The sequence below is a fragment of the Ruegeria sp. HKCCA5463 genome (genome assembly GCF_013034175.1).
In the GTDB taxonomy this organism is placed as follows: domain Bacteria; phylum Pseudomonadota; class Alphaproteobacteria; order Rhodobacterales; family Rhodobacteraceae; genus Ruegeria.
On the sequence record NZ_WQFL01000006.1, the window covers coordinates 220,074 to 237,602 of the forward strand.

14 protein-coding genes are annotated in these 17,529 nt (G+C 58.1%); 7 read left to right on the forward strand and 7 right to left on the reverse strand.

Features of this window, described 5'->3' with window-relative positions; genetic code table 11:
• Window positions 1-464: 464 nt before the first annotated feature.
• Together GOW09_RS14320 and GOW09_RS14325 are read left to right on the forward strand one after the other, a co-directional pair.
• Window positions 465-2,204 (forward strand): type I secretion system permease/ATPase, encoded by a 1,740-nt coding sequence (locus GOW09_RS14320; RefSeq protein ID WP_371808055.1) that lies wholly within the window; start codon window positions 465-467, stop codon window positions 2,202-2,204.
• A complete protein-coding gene (locus tag GOW09_RS14325) occupies window positions 2,204-3,520 on the forward strand; it encodes an HlyD family type I secretion periplasmic adaptor subunit (protein ID WP_171119308.1) in 1,317 nt (438 codons plus the stop codon). Before GOW09_RS14320 ends, GOW09_RS14325 begins: the two co-directional genes overlap by 1 nt.
• 11 nt (window positions 3,521-3,531) lie before the next feature.
• Here GOW09_RS14325 and GOW09_RS14330 read toward each other — a convergent pair whose 3' ends face one another.
• The 3 genes from GOW09_RS14330 to GOW09_RS14340 are packed head-to-tail and all read right to left on the reverse strand — an operon-like array spanning window position 3,532 to window position 6,555.
• Window positions 3,532-4,539: an ABC transporter substrate-binding protein gene (locus GOW09_RS14330; protein WP_171119309.1), complete on the reverse strand. Its 1,008-nt coding sequence runs from the start codon at window positions 4,537-4,539 to the stop codon at window positions 3,532-3,534.
• Complete coding sequence (locus GOW09_RS14335; protein WP_171119310.1) at window positions 4,518-5,897, reverse strand: sensor histidine kinase; 1,380 nt, start codon at window positions 5,895-5,897, stop codon at window positions 4,518-4,520. The genes GOW09_RS14330 and GOW09_RS14335 overlap by 22 nt, the downstream gene beginning before the upstream one ends.
• Entirely contained in the window at window positions 5,887-6,555 is a 669-nt protein-coding gene (locus GOW09_RS14340) for a response regulator transcription factor (protein WP_152460309.1), read from the reverse strand. Before GOW09_RS14340 ends, GOW09_RS14335 begins: the two co-directional genes overlap by 11 nt.
• A 107-nt stretch (window positions 6,556-6,662) precedes the next feature.
• Here GOW09_RS14340 and GOW09_RS14345 point away from each other — a divergent pair, with 107 nt between their 5' ends.
• The 5 genes from GOW09_RS14345 (at window position 6,663) to GOW09_RS14365 (ending at window position 11,648) form a co-directional block, all read left to right on the forward strand.
• Complete coding sequence (locus tag GOW09_RS14345) at window positions 6,663-7,646, forward strand: tripartite tricarboxylate transporter substrate binding protein (protein ID WP_171119311.1); 984 nt, start codon at window positions 6,663-6,665, stop codon at window positions 7,644-7,646.
• 65 nt (window positions 7,647-7,711) lie between these two features.
• Complete coding sequence (locus tag GOW09_RS14350) at window positions 7,712-8,194, forward strand: tripartite tricarboxylate transporter TctB family protein (RefSeq protein ID WP_152460311.1); 483 nt, start codon at window positions 7,712-7,714, stop codon at window positions 8,192-8,194.
• Window position 8,195: 1 nt separating this feature from the next.
• A complete protein-coding gene (locus tag GOW09_RS14355; protein WP_152460312.1) occupies window positions 8,196-9,707 on the forward strand; it encodes a tripartite tricarboxylate transporter permease in 1,512 nt (503 codons plus the stop codon).
• Between the two features lie 4 nt (window positions 9,708-9,711).
• A complete protein-coding gene (locus GOW09_RS14360; RefSeq protein WP_171119403.1) occupies window positions 9,712-10,884 on the forward strand; it encodes a CaiB/BaiF CoA-transferase family protein in 1,173 nt (390 codons plus the stop codon).
• Window positions 10,881-11,648, forward strand: a complete 768-nt coding sequence (locus GOW09_RS14365) for a citryl-CoA lyase (protein WP_171119312.1) — start codon at window positions 10,881-10,883, stop codon at window positions 11,646-11,648. Before GOW09_RS14360 ends, GOW09_RS14365 begins: the two co-directional genes overlap by 4 nt.
• Before the next feature lie 4 nt (window positions 11,649-11,652).
• Here the strand turns inward: GOW09_RS14365 and GOW09_RS14370 are convergent, their stop codons facing one another.
• The 4 genes from GOW09_RS14370 to GOW09_RS14385 form a co-directional block, all read right to left on the reverse strand.
• The gene (locus GOW09_RS14370; protein ID WP_171119313.1) at window positions 11,653-12,849 is read right to left on the reverse strand and encodes an acetate/propionate family kinase; all 1,197 of its coding nucleotides are present in this window, start codon (window positions 12,847-12,849) and stop codon (window positions 11,653-11,655) included.
• Window positions 12,846-14,243, reverse strand: a complete 1,398-nt coding sequence (locus tag GOW09_RS14375; RefSeq protein WP_171119404.1) for a bifunctional enoyl-CoA hydratase/phosphate acetyltransferase — start codon at window positions 14,241-14,243, stop codon at window positions 12,846-12,848. The genes GOW09_RS14370 and GOW09_RS14375 overlap by 4 nt, the downstream gene beginning before the upstream one ends.
• Window positions 14,244-14,415: 172 nt before the next feature.
• Entirely contained in the window at window positions 14,416-16,593 is a 2,178-nt protein-coding gene (locus GOW09_RS14380; RefSeq protein ID WP_171119314.1) for a Tex family protein, read from the reverse strand.
• Window positions 16,594-16,756: 163 nt separating this feature from the next.
• Complete coding sequence (locus GOW09_RS14385) at window positions 16,757-17,497, reverse strand: aspartate/glutamate racemase family protein (protein WP_171119315.1); 741 nt, start codon at window positions 17,495-17,497, stop codon at window positions 16,757-16,759.
• Window positions 17,498-17,529: the final 32 nt, after the last annotated feature.

A 17,529-nucleotide genomic window follows, 5' to 3' on the forward strand; every position in this document is an offset into this window, starting at 1 on the left:
AAACATCTTTGCAAGGAGGTATTATTCGTTTGTCCTATTGGCCCTGATAGTTTGTGCGGTCGCGCTGCTGAAATACGCGAACACGCATCTTCTGTGCAGCCTGAGTAGGCGCTCTTATTTTGATCTCGGGCGCTGACGCAGGCTTTGCAATCAGTCATCACCTGACGCGGATTGTGCGGGCCATCATTGGCGTATCCGTCGCCGACAACCTGATCTTGCGTTGGCCCAGACCTCGGAACTGGTCAGGTGCTTTTGGCCGCGACCGCATAGTTACCGCATAGTTAATGTGCGTCGGAACCACCGAGTTCAAACGTTGAGACAGTCTTTGCGACGTTGGCCAAAAAGTGCTTCTTCCAGCCCGCAGTCTGCGGTTTCTTGCTCAAAAAAACATGTGCAAACTTGGCAATGCTGAACTAACTTTCTAAATGCGGCGATGCCTGTCCGAATGATGTGGATTTTAAACTGTGAAACCTCAACACCGCCTGTCAGCGGCCCCTCGCCATGAATTGCGCAACGTGCGCAATCAGGGCATTGCCTTTCTGGCCTTGGCGTTTTTGTTCAGCATCTTCGTCAACCTGCTCATGCTGACAGGTCCGCTGTTCATGCTGCAAGTATATGATCGGGTTCTTGGTTCACGGGCAGTTGAAACTCTGACCGCACTGTTTTTGCTTGTTGCGTTGCTTTATGCGCTGATGGCCATGCTGGACTATGCACGCGGTCGTATTGTTGCCCGCTTTGGTGCGCGGTTCCAGTCGCAGCTGGATGAGCGCGTTTTCGAAGCCACAATGCGTCGGTCTCTGGTGCCCCAGGTGCGATCGGCTCCGGCAACTGCACTGCGGGATCTCGAGGCCATTCGCACCTTGTGCTCTTCGCCCGTGTTGCTTGCAGTAATGGATATTCCGTGGACGCCCGTCTTCCTGGGGGCAATTTTCATTTTTCATCCTCTGCTTGGCTGGTTGGCCGTTGCAAGTGGCGTACTGCTTGTGGTGATTGCTTTGCTCAACCAGGCCCTGACCAGCCGTAAGGTGGCCGAAGCACAATCCGCTGCGGCGCGGGCGAATGCCTTTTCCGAACACGCGAGGCAGGCAGCAGAAGTTGTACGGTCGCAGGGAATGCAGGCGGACGTGACCAGGCGGTGGTTGAACCAGCGTACGGAAGCTTTGCGTCAAAGCATTTCCGCCAGTGACTGGACAGGTAGCTTCACGTCGCTGACGAAATCGCTTCGGCTTTTCCTGCAATCTGCCATGCTGGCTTTGGGCGCGTGGTTGGTACTGCAAAACGAAATGACGCCCGGGGCGATGATTGCGGGCTCGATTCTCTTGGGACGGGCCTTGGCCCCGGTGGAACAGGCTGTCGGCCAATGGAGTTTGGTCGAACGGGCACGCACGGCCTGGAATTCGTTGAACCGGTTTCTGGACCAGACACCGCCAGAGGAACAGCGGATTCGTTTGCCGATCCCCAAATCCCAATTGGAAGCCAAATCCCTGACGGTAATCCCTCCGGGTGCTACTGCGCCAACGTTGCGGAACGTTAACCTGAAACTGGAACCGGGAAAGGCGCTTGGTGTGATCGGGAAAAGTGGGTCGGGCAAGACGACCCTGGCCAAGGCTCTGCTTGGGCTTTGGAGACCGGCGGCGGGCGAGATCCGGTTGGGCGGCGCCACGTTGGACCAATACAATCCCAACGATCTGGGCAGCCATATCGGATACCTGCCGCAGCAGGTCACTCTGTTCAACGGAACCGTTGCTGAGAATATTGCACGGATGTCGGAAAACCCGGATTCAGAAGCGGTGGTTGCGGCGGCCAAGAAGGCCAAGGCACATGAACTGATCCTGTCATTGGAAAAGGGTTACGGCACCTTCCTTGAAGGCAATGACAGTCAGTTGTCGGGCGGTCAGAAACAGCGCATTGCGTTGGCCCGTGCGCTGTATGGCGACCCGGTTCTGCTCATTTTGGACGAGCCGAACTCGGCCCTCGACGCAGATGGCACGGAAGCTTTGAATGCAGCCGTGCGCGGCCTCAAGGAAGCGGGAAAGGCCGCCATCATCATGACGCACCGCCCGCAGGCCATTTCGGAATGTGACGATCTTGCTGTTGTGGAAAAAGGCCAGGTGGTGAGGTTTGGCAGCCGCGACGAGGTTCTGAACGCAATGGTCCAGAATGCGGGCGCGATTAAGCGCAAGCTTAGCCCCGTAGGTGAATAATGGCGAAAAAATCAACCAAGACACCCGTCCCCGTCTGGGGCATCAAAATACCTGCGCTGGTGGGATTTCTTGCCCTTGGCATTCTGGTCGGCGGGTTGGGTCTTTGGGCCGTGAAAACGCGGCTGGCCGGGGCGATTGTATCTTCGGGCGTCATCGAAGTTCAAAGCAACCGTCAGGTCGTTGAACATCCTGACGGCGGCGTGGTTGGCGAGATTTTCGTGCGCGACGGTGATACGGTTGCCTCGGGCGATTTGCTTTTGCGGTTGGATGACACATTTCTGTCTTCGGAACAGACGATCGTAGAATCTCAACTCTTTGATCTGCTGGCCCGCCGTGCCCGGCTGGAGGCAGAGCGGGATGGCCTGACATCCGAAGAATTGGCGGCGCGCCTGGCCGAGGTTCAAAAAGAGTACAACATTGATCCCGACCTGATTGAGGGACAGCAGAATCTGTTTGATGCCCGGCTGGAAACGCTGTCCAAGCAGGACGAACAACTGCGCAAACAGTTGGTTCAGATAGAAAGCGAGATCGCAGGCACGCAGGCTCAGTTGGTCTCGTTGCGCCGCCAGACAGAGTTGATCGAGGCGGAGTTGAAGGATCAGCAAAGCCTGTTGAGCAGGGGTCTGACACAAAACAGCCGCGTGCTGGCGCTGCAACGCGAAGAAGCCAGTCTGTCAGGCGAAATCGGCAAACTGGAAGCCTCCGTTGCGCGCCTTAAAGGACAGATTGCATCAACCGAGATCAAGATTGTCGAACTGACCGCGACCCGGCGGGAAGAAGCGATCACCACTTTGCGGGACGTTCAGGCGCAGGTGGCAGAGCTGTGGGAACGACGTTTGTCCCTGGCGGAACGTCTGGCCAGGCTTGAAATTCGCGCACCTGTCAGCGGAACGGTTTACGGCAGTCAGGTCTTTGCTCTGCAATCGGTCATTCAGCCGGGCGAACCCATGATGTATGTGGTTCCGCAGGACACGCCGCTGTTGGTGGCAGCGCGGGTGGATGCGATCCATGTGGATCAGTTGCATGTCGGGCAATCCGTTGCCCTGCGCTTTCCGGCGTTCAATCAACGCGAAACGCCCGAACTCGAAGGACAGGTCAACAACGTCTCGGCGGACACCTTCACGGATGAACAGTCCGGTTTCACCTTTTACCGCGCCGAAGTGGTGCTGAATGACGGTGAGGTCGACCGGCTCAATGGTCAGGAACTTTTGCCGGGTATGCCGGTTGAGACTCTGATCAAGACCGACGAACGCACGCCGTTGTCCTATCTCGTGAAACCAATGGCGGACTACTTCAACCGCGCGTTTCGCGAATGATGCGGGCGCGGTTATCGCTGGATGACCGCGTTTTCCCATTCAGCTAGAAAACGGCGGCGTTTCAGCCTGTCCAGAAATGTCATGAGGGCCGGGTCCAGCCCAATCGTTTCGCGATCGGTGCCAGTTTCGTGTGTTGCCAAGGGCGGCAAGGTAACGGGGTCGCCTACCCGCTTGGTTTGGTTGGAAATCAGATGTTTTAGAAAAGACGTGGCCGCGTCCGGTTGCGGTGTGCCGTTCAGCACCATGGCCGTGCGCATCATGGTCGTCTGAAAATCCGACGGCAGAATGATTTCCACAGTGTCCTTGCTTCCGGCGCGGGCTTCGGCATAGCTGCCCAGAACGTTGTAAGCCACAGCAATCTCACCCTTGACGAGGTCATCGATCATATCCGCCGAACAACAGTACAGGCGCACGTCCAATCCACCCATCACCTCCATGAGCCGCCAATACGTCTCGGACGCGCGGGCATCCTGCGTTGCGAACAGATACCCCAGACCGGATTGACGGATGTCATAGGTGCCCACACGGCCCCTGAAATCATCGGGACGCAAACGAAGGATTTCGATCAGTTGTTGCCGGGTCTCGGGGATGGGGCCACCGGCAAAGGCCGCGCGGTTAATCACGATTGTCGCCGGTTCCGAGGTGAAAGCAAAAAGGCTTTGATGCCATTGCGCCCAGGATGGCAGCGGTATGTCGTCGATGATGCGCCCGAAACCGTCGTTTGCCAGCTTCAGTTGCAGGTCCATCGCGCTGGATATGACGACATCAAAATCTTCCGGCGCGGCACGGACTATTCGGTCAATATCTGCGGTGCCTGTCACCAGGTATTCGACAGAGATACCGGGGTTTTCTTCGATGAAACCCGCAATCAAGGGTTCGAACAGAAAGGTGTCCGTGCTTGAGATCACGCGTAGATGCGCCTCATCCGCCGAGGCGTTGAAAACCTGCCTGTCCTCCCAGGTTTGGGTGGCAGCAACGACAGGAAGGCTGAAGAAAATCAAAGCGATAAGATAACGCACGCGCCGCCCCCCTGCCGGTTGGTCAATTCCAGTGTGCCACCATGCGCAGAAGCAACGTCCTGAACGATTGTAAGGCCCAATCCGGATCCGATGGTTCCGCTTGCATTCTTCCCGCGCTCGAAACGGCGTGTCAAAGTGTCGATCTCGTTTGGAGGAAACCCCGGCCCACGGTCTTTGACAATTATCTGAATGCGTGGTTCCGAAACAACCTCGATGCGTACGAAACTGTCGGCAGGCGCATATTTCAGTGCGTTGTCGATCATGTTGCGCACAGCGTTCTGAATAAGAATGGGGTCACCTGAATACGAAACCTTTGGATCGCCGCTCAGGGAAAGCGACAAGTCCTTCATCTCGGCGATTGGCGTAAGACGCTGCACCAGATCACGGACCAAAGCATTGAGATCAATGTCTTCGCGCTCCAGATGATCGGCGCGGAACGTGATCATCGCATGATCCAGCAATTGCCCCGCCGCGCGCGAGCTTTCATCAATGGCCCGCACCATTGAGCGTAACGCTTCGCGGTTTTCTTCCTTTTCGACCCTCTGCAATGTGGCATCGGCATAAGATCGAACGGTTGCCAAAGGTGTGCGCACCCGGTGGGCCGCCTCGGCGATGAAATCTTCCGATTGGCTCAGCGACTGATCCAGCCGCCCCATCAAAGAGTTCAACGACGCCACCAAAGGAGCCATTTCGCGGGGTACGGGCTTTTTGAACGGGCTCAGGTCCTGCGGGCCGCGCCGGGTGACAGAGGTCGTGAGCCTGTTCAATTGGCCAATCGTCGACGAGGTGGCCCAGAACGACAGCGCAGCGGCAAGGGCAAAGAACCCGATGCCCAAAATCGCCGCGTTGCGTGAAATCTGGTCCAGAGTTTCCGCAAGCGCATCCTGCGTTTGGCCCAACGCGACCTCGATAACGGTTTGTTTGTTCAAGCCCACCAAGGTTCGCCGAGCACTGACCTGACGTATGGTTTCACCCCGTATCCGACTGGTTTGAAAGCTCCACTTGCCGTCGAATTGCCCTGTGGCCGGCGGCAGATCATCATATCCAGACAGAAACGCACCATCCTGAAAAATCGCGTAAAAAACCCGGTCGTCGGACGGTGTGCTGAGCATGGCGAAGGCTGCATAGGGAATATCAACCTCCAACTGACCGTCGCGCAAGGCGGCCGCGTCTAGAATTGAGGTGACAGACGCCCCCAGGATGTTGTCCTGCCCTTGTTGCGCGACCTGTGCGGCATAGTTGCGAACCGCGATGAACAGAAGAAACGCCAATATCGCGGCACCACCGATCAAAGTCAGGACCAGCCTGTTCCGAAGCGATCCTGACACATAGGGATCAGGAGGGGGATCAGGAGGCATGATCCAGCCTGTATCCAAGACCGCGAAGCGTGGTGATCTTCAGGTCCGACGGTTCAAGATGTTTACGAAGGCGGCCAACGTAAACTTCGATAGCATTGTCCGAGACATCGTCATCATATGAAAAAAGCCGGTCGGTCAGTTTCTGTTTCGAAAAAACCTGACCAGGCGCGCTGATGAACAGTTCCAGAAGGCGCAGTTCCCGGTTGCGCAACGAAACAGTCTCATCCCCTACGGTCAGATGACCTGCCAATGGATCAAAGACTATTCCGCCCACTTCAATCGTTGTCCGTGAATTCCCGGATTTGCGACGCAGAACGGCGCGGCAGCGGGCCTCGAGTTCGGCGTGGTCGAACGGTTTGGTGACATAGTCGTCGGCCCCCAGATCCAGCGAACCGATTCGATCCGAAACCTGGCTGCGTGCGGTCAAAACGATCACGGGGGTGTCCAGGCGACCTGCGCGATGCCGTTTGAGAAAGTCGCGCCCGTCCCCATCCGGCAACATGATATCCAACAGAATAAGGTCGTATTCCTGAGTTTCGGTAAAGGCGGTCGCCTCGTCCAATTTAGACGCATGATCAACCACATGGCCGTCTAACCTCATGCGCGAACAGATGGCGTTCGCCAGATCAAGATTGTCTTCCACAAGGAGGAATTTCATGGGATTTTTGCTATTTTTCGTGCGTGACAGGTTGATGTCAGGTTGATGTGTTTTTGTTCCACCCAATCTGAGCCGCCATGCGGCTGGTTGTCAAATGGGAGGACATCATGACGACATTCACACTGGGCCGTCGCGCCCTGATCGCAGCTGTGGCCGCAATTGGCCTGACAGGGCCGGCTTTGGCTGATGGCCATCAGGTCGTGGACAGCATTCACTTTCTGATCCCCGGTGGCGCCGGTGGCGGCTGGGACGGAACGGCGCGCGGCACGGGCGAAGCGCTGACAAAAGCTGGCCTTGTCGGCACGGCGTCATACGAAAACATGTCGGGCGGCGGTGGTGGCAAAGCCATTGGATACCTGATTGAAAATGCCGACAGCAATCATGGCACTCTGATGGTGAACTCGACGCCGATCGTGATCCGCTCATTGACCGGTGTATTTCCTCACAACTTCCGCGATCTGACGCTGGTTTCGGGCACTATCGGCGACTATGCCGCGATCGTTGTGGGCAAAGACAGCCCGATCAACTCGATGGCGGATCTGCTTGCCGCTTTTGATGCGGACCCAGGCGGCACAGCGATCGGTGGCGGCTCGGTTCCCGGCGGCATGGACCATCTGGTGGCGGCGATGGTTATGGAAGCAGCGGGCAAGGATGCGCTTGGCGTGAAATACATCCCCTATGATGCGGGCGGCAAAGCCATGGCGGCCCTGCTGTCGGGTGAAATCGCCGCCTTGTCCACCGGTTTCTCGGAAGCGGTCGATCTGGCGAATGCGGGTGAAGTCAAGATTATCGGCGTGACATCCGAAGAGCGCGTTGATGCGGCTCCTGACGCGATGACGATGAAGGAACAGGGTATTGATACCACCTTCGTGAACTGGCGCGGCTTCTTCGCGGCCCCCGGCCTGCCCGAAGAAAAACTGGCCGCCTACCAGGAAGCGATTGCCAAGATGTACGACACCCCGGAATGGGAAGAGGTTCGTGCACGCAATGGTTGGGTCAACATCCACAACTCGGGCGCAGATTTCCAGACGTTCCTGGAGCAGCAGGAACAGCAGATCGGCGATCTGATGAAAAAGCTGGGCTTCCTCTAAGTCCATTTTCGGCAGAGCGGATCCGCCGCTCTGCCTTCCCACGAACAGGAACAGGGAGGGCTCTCATGGCGCTGGATCGCTGGATCGCGCTCATTCTTCTGGGTGTGTGTTTGACATATGGCTACGCCGCCTGGTTCACGATGGACGGCAGCCTGCCCCCTTTCATGCAGAGAAACCCGATCTGGCCCAGCACTTTCCCCAAAGTGCTGTCGGTTCTGGGTGTCGTCACCACCACGATCATTTTGCTGGGCTTTGAAAAGGCGGAACCAAAGGAAGCCGATATCGATTACCGGCGGCTGGGGGAATACCACCTTGATCAAGCACTTATGTTGCTGGCCTTGATGGTGATTTACGCGCTTTGCCTGCGCCCTGTTGGGTTTCTGATCTCGACCTCGGCCTTTCTGATCCTCGGGTCTTTCATTCTGGGTGAGCGCAAATGGCACGTCATGCTACCCGTCGCGCTGATCGCCACAGGCGCGGTCTGGTATCTGGTTCAGGAAGTTCTTGGCATCTACATGCGCCCATTGCCGGGCATTTTCGGAGGCTGACATGCTCGAAGGACTTCTGATCGGTCTGCAAACGGCGTTTTCAATTCAAAACCTGCTGATGGTGATCGCAGGGTGCCTGATCGGCACGTTCATCGGCATGCTTCCGGGTCTTGGGCCGATGTCGATCATCGCCATCATGATCCCGGTCGCGATTTCCATGGGCGACCCGTCCGCAGCGCTGATCCTGCTGGCCGGAGTGTATTACGGCGCCATCTTTGGCGGTTCGACATCTTCGATCCTTCTCAACGCGCCGGGGGTCGCGGGCACTGTTGCGTCCAGTTTCGACGGCTATCCGATGGCCCGCCAGGGCAAAGCGGGCAAAGCGTTGACTGTTGCAGCTATTGCAAGTTTTGCCGGCGGTACGATCGGAGCCATTTTGTTGATGGTCTTTGCCCCTGCTCTGTCGTCGGTGGCACTGCTGTTCCACTCGGCCGAGTATTTCGCGCTTATGGTCGTGGGCCTGTCGGCAATCGCAGCCTTCGCAGGCACCGGTCAAGTGGCCAAAGCCGTCATCATGACGCTACTTGGGTTGATCATGGCAACGGTCGGTGAAGGTGCATTGTTCAACCTGCCGCGTTTCACAATGGGTATCATGGATCTGCAATCGGGCTTTGGCTTCATCACGCTTGCCATGGCCATGTTCGCCCTGCCCGAAGCGCTGTTTCTGGTGCTCAAACCCAAAAACCTTCAGGGGGATGACGGCGAGATCAAGGACCTGCGCATCACAGGCAGTGAAGCCAAGGCCATCGCACCGGTGATCGGCCGCCAATCTGTACAGGGCTTCTTCATCGGGGTTCTGCCCGGTGCGGGGGCAACGATTGCCAGCTTCCTCGGCTACGCGGTCGAGCGCAACATTGCCCCGAAAGAGGAACAGGACGAATTCGGTAAAGGGTCAATAAAAGGTCTGGCTGCGCCCGAAACGGCGAACAACGCGGCATGCACCGGTTCTTTCGTGCCGCTGCTGACACTGGGCATTCCCGGGTCTGGCACCACCGCGATCCTGCTTGGCGCACTGATTGCCCTGAACGTGACACCCGGCCCACGGCTGATGCTGGACGAGCCGCAGATATTCTGGGCCGTCATCATGTCAATGTTCATTGGCAACCTTGTTCTGCTGATCCTGAACCTGCCGCTGATCCCATATATCGCAAAGGTTCTCTCGGTTCCGCGCAATTACCTGATCCCCTTCATTTTGTTCTTCACTCTGATGGGGGCCTATATCGGGCAGAACAACGCGACCGAGCTTTTGATACTTGTTGGCTTCGGTGTTTGCGCCACGGCGTTGAAATTTGCCGACTACCCGCTTGCGCCGCTGCTGATCGGTTTCATCCTCGGGGGGATGATGGAGGATAACTTTGCCCGCTCGATGCAGCTCTATGACGGTATTGCTTTCATCTGGGAACGTCCGATGACGCTGGGTCTGCTTGTTGTCGCGGTGCTGCTGGTGCTGTTGCCCAGCTATCGCGCGCGCCGGGCACGTGCTCGGGCCGCAGGAGTTGCCGACGGTGACTGAGCCAATGGCAGGAATACGGGTTCTCGATCTGACGAATGTCCTCGCGGGTCCGTATTGCTGCTATCAACTGGCGCTCATGGGCGCCAAAGTGATCAAGGTCGAACGCCCTGACGGTGGCGACCTTGCCCGCGTTCTGGGTGCTGATCCTGCCAGAAACAAGGCCGGTATGGGCGTCAGCTTTCTGGCGCAGAATGCTGAAAAGAAGTCTATCACGCTCAACATGAAATCAGAACGAGGCAAGGCGCTTCTGAAACGCCTTGTACAGACGGCCGACGTATTGGTAGAGAACTTTCGCCCCGGTGTGATGGATCGGCTTGGACTTGGGTATGGCGTCTTGCGCGATGTGAACCCCAGCCTGATTTACTGTGCTATAAGCGGGTTCGGTCAGGATGGCCCGCGCCGAAGCGATCCGGCCTATGACCAGATCGTGCAGGGTATCAGTGGCGTGATGTCTGTCACCGGCGGTCCTGACACCGCACCCTATCGCGTTGGCTATCCTTTGGCGGACACGATCGGTGGGATGACGGCCGCTTTTGCAGTGTCCGCCGCCCTGAACGCGGATCCTCGCGGGGCCTATCTGGATGTGGCAATGTCCGAGGCCGTGATCTCGACAATGGGTTGGGTCGTGTCGAACTATCTGATCGCCGGTGCCATTCCCGGGGCCCATGGCAACGAAAACACGACGTCAGCGCCATCAGGAACATTTGCAACCTCTGACGCGCCCATCAACATTGCCGCCAACCGCGACGAACAGTGGCAGGCACTGGCCCGGCATCTGGGCCGGCAAGACCTGCTGGCCCACCCGGACTATGAAACGCGCGAAGACCGCAAGCGCAATCGCCACGCCCTGCGCGCGGCGCTGGAGGAGACCTTGCGGACCAGAGCGGCATCAGACTGGGTCAGCGAACTCAACGCAATCGGAGTGCCGGCCGGGCAGGTATTGACCGTGGCCGAGGCGCTTGATGACGAACAGCTTGCCGGTCGCGGCCTGATCGGGTCTTTGCGGGTGCAGGGCGAAGACATGAAACTTGCAGGCAGCCCCATTGTCATGGACAGCGAACGGCAAATGCCCCATACCGCGCCGCCTGAACTTGGGGCAGACAATAACGCGATCTGGTCTGAAATTGGGTTGTCCGGTGCGGAAATTGACGCTTTGAGCAAGGAAGGCATCATATGAGCGATGTGTCCGATTGGTGGACGACTTCCATCATCGATATGGAACCGGGCCGGATCGACCTGCGCGGAGAGCCGATTCAGGATCTGATCGGAAGTCTCAGTTTCAGCGAGATGATCTGGTTCATGGTTCGTGGCGACCGACCATCTGGGGCGCAGGCCCGGTTGTTCGAGGCCGCGCTGGTCGCCGCCGTGGACCATGGGCCTCAGGCGCCTTCGATCGCAACGGCGCGGATGGCCGTAACCTGCGGACTGCCCCTGAACAACGCGATGGCGAGCGCAGTGAACATGTTGGGGGATATTCACGGCGGGGCTGGCGAGCAAGCGGTTATGCTGTACCATTTCGTGGCGCAACATCCTGGCCGGTTGGATCAAACGCTGGACGAGTGGATCGAGCGTGAAGGAAAGATATTGCCGGGTTTTGGCCATCGGTTCCACACGCCGACGGATCCGCGCGCACCACGTCTGATGGCGTTGGTCCGTGATGCTGTGAAGGACGGGGCTTGCGATGGTCAGTTCCTACAGATCGGACAGGCGATCGAGGCAGAGTTGGCCCGGCGCAAAGGGAAGCCCGTTCCAATGAACATAGATGGTGCCACCGCGGTGATCTATGCCGAGTTGGGTTTTGCGCCCCCACTGGCACGCGGTTTGTTTTGCCTATCCAGATCTGTTGGCATTCTGGCCCATGCGTGGGAACAGATGCAGCAAGGCGGCCGGAACAAGGGACCGACCCCGCCTGCCTATCGCTGGACCTATGTCGAGACGTAAATCGCTAGGCAGTTCTGAGCCGTGGGCGTTTTGCCAACAGGTCAGCCGCCGCACGGGCAATGACCAGTTCTTCATTGGTCGGGATTGCCATCACTACGACGCGGGACAGATCGGTTGAAATGATCCGGTCATTGTCCGCATTTGCATCAGGATTGAGCTCGATGCCCAGCCACCCCATCCCAGAGCATACCCGCTCACGCACCAGACGTGAGTTTTCTCCGATCCCACCGGTAAACACCAAGGCGTCGATACCGCCGAGAATGGCTGCCATCGCGCCAAGCTCGCGCCGGATACGGAAGGTGAAATAGCTGATCGCCTGTCGGCTTTCGCGTGTGTCCGCCTTTTCCAGGGTACGCATATCGTTGGACAGCCCGGACAGGCCCAACAGCCCAGATTTCCGGAACAACAGGTCTGAGATTTCGTCAGCGCTCAGCCCTTCCTGGTCCATCAGATAAAGGACCACGCCGGGATCAAGTTGACCACAGCGTGACCCCATCGGCAGCCCGTCAAGGGCCGAAAACCCCATGGTCGATCCGACGGAGCGCCCTCCGATCATCGCACACATCGATGCACCATTGCCCAGATGGGCCACGACCACGCGCCCTTCGTGCAAAAGCGGCGCTGTCTTTGCCATGTGATCCGAAATGAATTCATAGCTGAGCCCGTGAAAGCCATATCGCCGAACACCTTTGTCGTAATACTCGCGCGGCAAGGCAAAAACGTCATTCTCCCACGGATGATTGCGGTGAAAGGCCGTATCGAAACAGGCGATCTGAACCGCATTCGGAAAACGTTCCATCGCGGCCCGGGCTCCGGCCAAATTGTGCGGCTGATGCAAGGGTGCAAACGGGGACAGCTTATCCAGCTCTTGAATGGACGCCTTGGTCAATGGCACCGGAGCGTCGATGTCAGGTCCACCGTGGACAACACGATGCCCGACCGCAGTCACGTCGCTGTTTGGAAATGAGCGCGCAAGCAGGTTCAAAACCCAGTCCAACGCTGCGGCGTGATCGCGTATTTCTCCGGCGGTACCGCTAGCAAGGACACTTCCGTCGGAAGACTTCGCCTTGACAAACGGCTCTGGCTCTCCAATCCGCTCGACCGCGCCGGTGCACACCATGATCGGATCGTCATCGGTCAGCTCGAACAGACCAAATTTCATGGAAGACGATCCAGCGTTCAGTGTCACGACATGTGTCATGCGGGTGCTCCGGTGCGCGGTAAGGAAAAGGCTTCGTGCAGTGCCGCCACGGCACAGGACGCCAGCCGGGCTTTGTCGTCATCGGCGCGACTGGTCAAAATGATCGGAGCTTTGGCCCCCATGACCAGACCGGCCCCTTCTGCATTGGCGATATAGGTCAGCTGCTTGGCCATCATGTTCCCGGCATCCAGATTTGGCACCACCAGAATATCGGTTTTGCCCGCGACATCCGACACAATCCCTTTGGAACGTGCAGCCGCAAGGCTGACGGCATTGTCCATGGCAAGCGGGCCATCCACAAGCCCGCCCGTGATCTGACCGCGTTCCGCCATTTTCGACAGCAAAGCCGCATCAACCGAGGATCGGATCGCCGGATTGACGGTTTCGATGGCAGACAGAACACCCGCCCTGGGGTTTTCGATCCCCAGCGACAGGGCCAGGTCGATTGCGTTCTGGACAATATCAATCTTGGTTTCCAGGTCCGGCTCGATATTGATCGCCGCATCCGTCACCAACAAAGGTCTGGGTTGTCCGGGCACGTCCATGACAAAGACATGGGTAAAGCGGCGGCCGGTGCGCAGGCCGTTTTCACGCCTGAGCGCAGCCTTCAGCAATTCATCCGTATGCAGATGCCCTTTCATCAGCGCTTTCGCTCGACCTTCTGCAACCAGGTCGACCGCCGCATGGGCCGCACCGACGTGATCGCTCTGCGGTATGATTTCAATCCCATCCAACGACGCTCCGATTTCGGCGGCCGCGTTCGCTATCTTGTCCGGGTCACCGATCAGAATGGGTGTGATGATCGTCTCATGCGCGGCCAGCAGCGCCCCACCTAAGGCGTTGGGCTCTTCCGGGGCCACAACGGCAGTCGGCATGGGCGGCAGCGGGCGCACCTTTTCCAGCATGGCATCAAAGTGACGATGACGTTTCACCACCAGCCCGGGCAAATCCAACTCGGCGAACACCATCTCTTTCTCCGGCGCGATCACGACGGCCTGCCCGCTGACGATCACGGCACCGTCCGATGGGCGCGTAACGACCGTGTCAAAGACAACTTCCCGGTTTGGTCGCTTTTCCAGAACGGTGACTTTGGATACCAGCTCATCACCGGCATGCGCCCTTTCCACAAAATCAAATCGTTGCGATTTATAGAGTGTCCCTGCCCCCGGCAGAACGTTTCCCAAAACGGCCGAGATCAGGGCCCCCACGAACATAGCAGGGGCAACCGCTTCGTTGATGTGGTCGCCGTCGCCGTCTTCGCTGGCCAGATGAAGCGGATTGTGGTTGCCGGAATTGTTGGCGAACACATAGAAATCATCGACCGAGCACGTGCGGGCCAGCTCGGCAGTATCACCGACCTGAAGCTTGTCGTAAGGCGTGTTGTAGTACTGCATGAACTGTCGTTTCCATTTCGATCCGATTGGCGACACTGCGAACTCTCTTGCTGATACCCAGTTCAGCGCGCAATGAAAACAACGCATGCCGGCTGCCCGTATCGGTCTGCACGCTATTTCCGGCGGGTAACGTCTTCATGTCGTTCCGCCCGGATAATGTGCAGATTGCAGATCAGGCGCGCCGCTTTGCGCCGCCGCCCTGTTTGCGCATCGAAAGCCCGATCCGTTTTCTGGGTACATCCACCTCGACAACGCGCACTTTCACGACTTGCCCGGCCTTGACGACCTCGTGCGGGTCCTTGACGAAGCGGTCGGCCAACTGGCTGACGTGAACCAGACCGTCCTGATGAACGCCCACATCCACAAAGGCCCCAAAGGCCGCCACGTTTGTCACGGTGCCCTCAAGAACCATTCCGGGTTTCAGATCGGTTATCTCTTCAATGCCATCCGCGAAAGTGGCCGTGACAAAGCTGGGCCGGGGGTCTCGTCCGGGTTTCTCAAGCTCGGCAAAGATATCCAGAACCGTGGGCAGGCCGAAATCTTCGGTTACGAATTGTTGTGCCCGCAACCCTTTCAAGGCCCCCTCATGGCCCATGATGTGCCTGATATCCCGCCCGCAGGCCGACACGACGCGGCGGGCGACTTCATAGGCTTCGGGGTGCACCGACGACGCATCAAGCGGTTCGGCGCCGTCCCTTACGCGAAGAAACCCGGCGCATTGTTCAAAGGCACGCGGCCCCAGCCCGGCAACGGACAACAGGTCCTTGCGCGATTGGAACGGCCCGTTCAGATCACGATGAGCGACGATGGCTTCGGCTTGCGCGGGGCCCAGCCCCGAAACACGCGCAAGCAAAGGTGCAGAGGCCGTGTTCAGGTCAACCCCGACCGCGTTCACGACATCCTCGATCGCGGAATCCAGGGATTGCGACAGGCGGTGCTGGTCAACGTCATGCTGATATTGCCCGACGCCGATGGATTTCGGTTCGATTTTGACCAGTTCTGCTAAAGGGTCCTGCAATCGCCGGGCGATGGACACCGCCCCACGCAGCGAAACGTCAAGATCGGGAAACTCTCGTGCTGCCAGTTCCGACGCGGAATAGACCGAAGCCCCCGCTTCGGACACTACCACCTTGGTCGGTGCTTTTACCGCCTTGGGGAGCAGAGCCAGCGTATCTGAAACCAACCGTTCGGTTTCGCGGCTCGCTGTTCCGTTTCCGATGGCGATCAGTTCGATCTGATGGGCCGAGATCAGGTTCAGGATGGCAGCCTGCGCTCCGCGCAAATCGTTTTTGGGTTGAAAGGGATATAACGTGTCAGTGGCCACGACCTTGCCCGTTGCGTCAACCACCGCCGCTTTCACGCCGGTGCGGATGCCGGGATCAAGGCCCAAAGTGGCCTTGGCACCCGCCGGAGCAGCAAACAGCAAGTCCTTGAGGTTGCGTGAAAAGACCTGAATTGCCTCGTCCTGTGCCCGACTGCGCAGTTCAGCCATCAGTTCGACCATCATCGACAGCGAAAGCTTGACCCGCCATGTCCACCCGGCAACCTTGCGCAACCAGGCATCACCCGGTCCTTGGCCACGGGTCTGCAAATGCGCGGCCACGATGGATTCGGCCCGGGCTGCCCCGAACTCTGGTTCCGGCGCGATATCAAGTGAAACAATGCCCTCTTTTGACGCCCGCAGCATCGCCAATGCCCTATGCGATGGAACATCCGCCCATCGTTCGGAATGGTCAAAATAATCACTGAACTTGGCGCCTTCCTTTTCTTTCCCGTCGAAAACCCTTGCACTGAGCAGCGCCTCGCGCTGCATGAAGGCCCGCAACTCACCCAGCAGAGTCGCATTTTCCGTCAATCGTTCAGTCAGAATGTCCCGCGCGCCGTTCAGCGCGTCACGAGGGGTGGCAACGGCCTCGCTCAGGTATGCCCCGGCCAGTGTTTCCGGGTCCGCATCGCGATCGGCCAGAATGGCTTCGACCAGGGGTTCCAGCCCGTTTTCACGCGCGATCATCGCCTTGGTGCGCCGCTTGGGCTTGTAAGGCAGATAGATGTCTTCCAGCTGTGCCTTGGTTTCTGCCCGAGCTATCGATTTACTCAGATCTTCGGTCAGCTTCCCCTGTTCTTTTATCGACTTCAGGATGGTTTCCCGCCGTGCCTCAAGCTCACGCAGATAGGTCAAACGCTCGGACAGAAGGCGCAATTGGGTGTCGTCCAACCCACCGGTTGCTTCTTTCCGATAGCGGGCGACAAAGGGAACCGTCGCTCCGTCGTCCAATAGATTGATCGCAGCACCGACCTGATCGGGACGTGCATTGATCTCGGTGGCTATGGTGCGGGCGATACGGTCCAAGGGGGCCTCCTGAAACGGCAGTGGAAGGGCTTCTTAACCAGCCGTTTCAGCAAGGGAAAGTCCCTTGTATCGGTCCGTCGAAAGGCATCGGCAAGCAGCGTCTGTTTTCGCGGCTATTCGACATGTCTGAGCCATTGGATGAAAACACCAACCTGCAAAGGCATCAGCCCCACGGCATCAGCCCGCAATACCCGGTGCGCGCGCTTGCATTGTGCGCCATTTGCGCCAGCGTCGTCAGGTCAAAGACCGGCAGTTTCAGGTCTTCCTGAATGCGTTTTGCATAAGGGGGAAGATCCGTGCATTCCAACACCACAGAGCGTATTTCGGGCGTTTCGCGCTTGAGCCTGCGCGCAGCGTCCAGCACTTCGGCCTCGATCAGATCTGTGTCCATACGGGTGCGCGCGTTGCGCAGGATGACTTCGGCAAACTCACTGGTGTGTTCCAGACCCTGTACGGCCACCGGAACGCCCCCCGCTCCAACGCCTTCGAAATGGCGTTGCGTCAGCGCTGACGAATCTGCTGTAATCACCCCGACCGGTGCGGTGGCCCCGGTCATGTGAAAGGCCAACGGCACCTGTATCAGGCTCGAAGCGAAGACAGGCACCGATACGGCCGCAGCCAACTCTTTTTGGAACAGGGCGAGAAACCCGCAACTTCCGGTAATGGCGCGCACGCCTTCAGCCTCAAGCCGTTGCGCGCCTTTTATGAAGGGGTTCAGAAGATCAGGCGTCGGATTGTTCAGCAGCGTAGGCACCGTGACGCCATCTATCATCTCGTACAGCACCGGGAATGGCAGGCTGGAAGGGTTCTTGATATGACCGGGCGGTTTGGGGAAATAGCTTTCCAAACACAAAACCCCGATAGAGGCTCCGCAGATATTCTGTCCACCCTGGTAGATTGGCATGACGGGGTAATCCTTCTTCGAAACGGTGGTTG

Excerpts from the sequence above, each read along its gene's own strand:
- GOW09_RS14325 (WP_171119308.1), top strand. The coding sequence starts at position 2,204 with ATGGCGAAAAAATCAACCAAGACACCCGTCCCCGTCTGGGGCATCAAA.
- GOW09_RS14335 (WP_171119310.1), bottom strand. The coding sequence starts at position 5,897 with ATGCCTCCTGATCCCCCTCCTGATCCCTATGTGTCAGGATCGCTTCGG.
- GOW09_RS14340 (WP_152460309.1), bottom strand. The coding sequence starts at position 6,555 with ATGAAATTCCTCCTTGTGGAAGACAATCTTGATCTGGCGAACGCCATC.
- GOW09_RS14345 (WP_171119311.1), top strand. The coding sequence starts at position 6,663 with ATGACGACATTCACACTGGGCCGTCGCGCCCTGATCGCAGCTGTGGCC.
- GOW09_RS14350 (WP_152460311.1), top strand. The coding sequence starts at position 7,712 with ATGGCGCTGGATCGCTGGATCGCGCTCATTCTTCTGGGTGTGTGTTTG.
- GOW09_RS14355 (WP_152460312.1), top strand. The coding sequence starts at position 8,196 with ATGCTCGAAGGACTTCTGATCGGTCTGCAAACGGCGTTTTCAATTCAA.
- GOW09_RS14360 (WP_171119403.1), top strand. The coding sequence starts at position 9,712 with ATGGCAGGAATACGGGTTCTCGATCTGACGAATGTCCTCGCGGGTCCG.
- GOW09_RS14365 (WP_171119312.1), top strand. The coding sequence starts at position 10,881 with ATGAGCGATGTGTCCGATTGGTGGACGACTTCCATCATCGATATGGAA.
- GOW09_RS14370 (WP_171119313.1), bottom strand. The coding sequence starts at position 12,849 with ATGACACATGTCGTGACACTGAACGCTGGATCGTCTTCCATGAAATTT.
- GOW09_RS14375 (WP_171119404.1), bottom strand. The coding sequence starts at position 14,243 with ATGCAGTACTACAACACGCCTTACGACAAGCTTCAGGTCGGTGATACT.
- GOW09_RS14385 (WP_171119315.1), bottom strand. The coding sequence starts at position 17,497 with ATGCCAATCTACCAGGGTGGACAGAATATCTGCGGAGCCTCTATCGGG.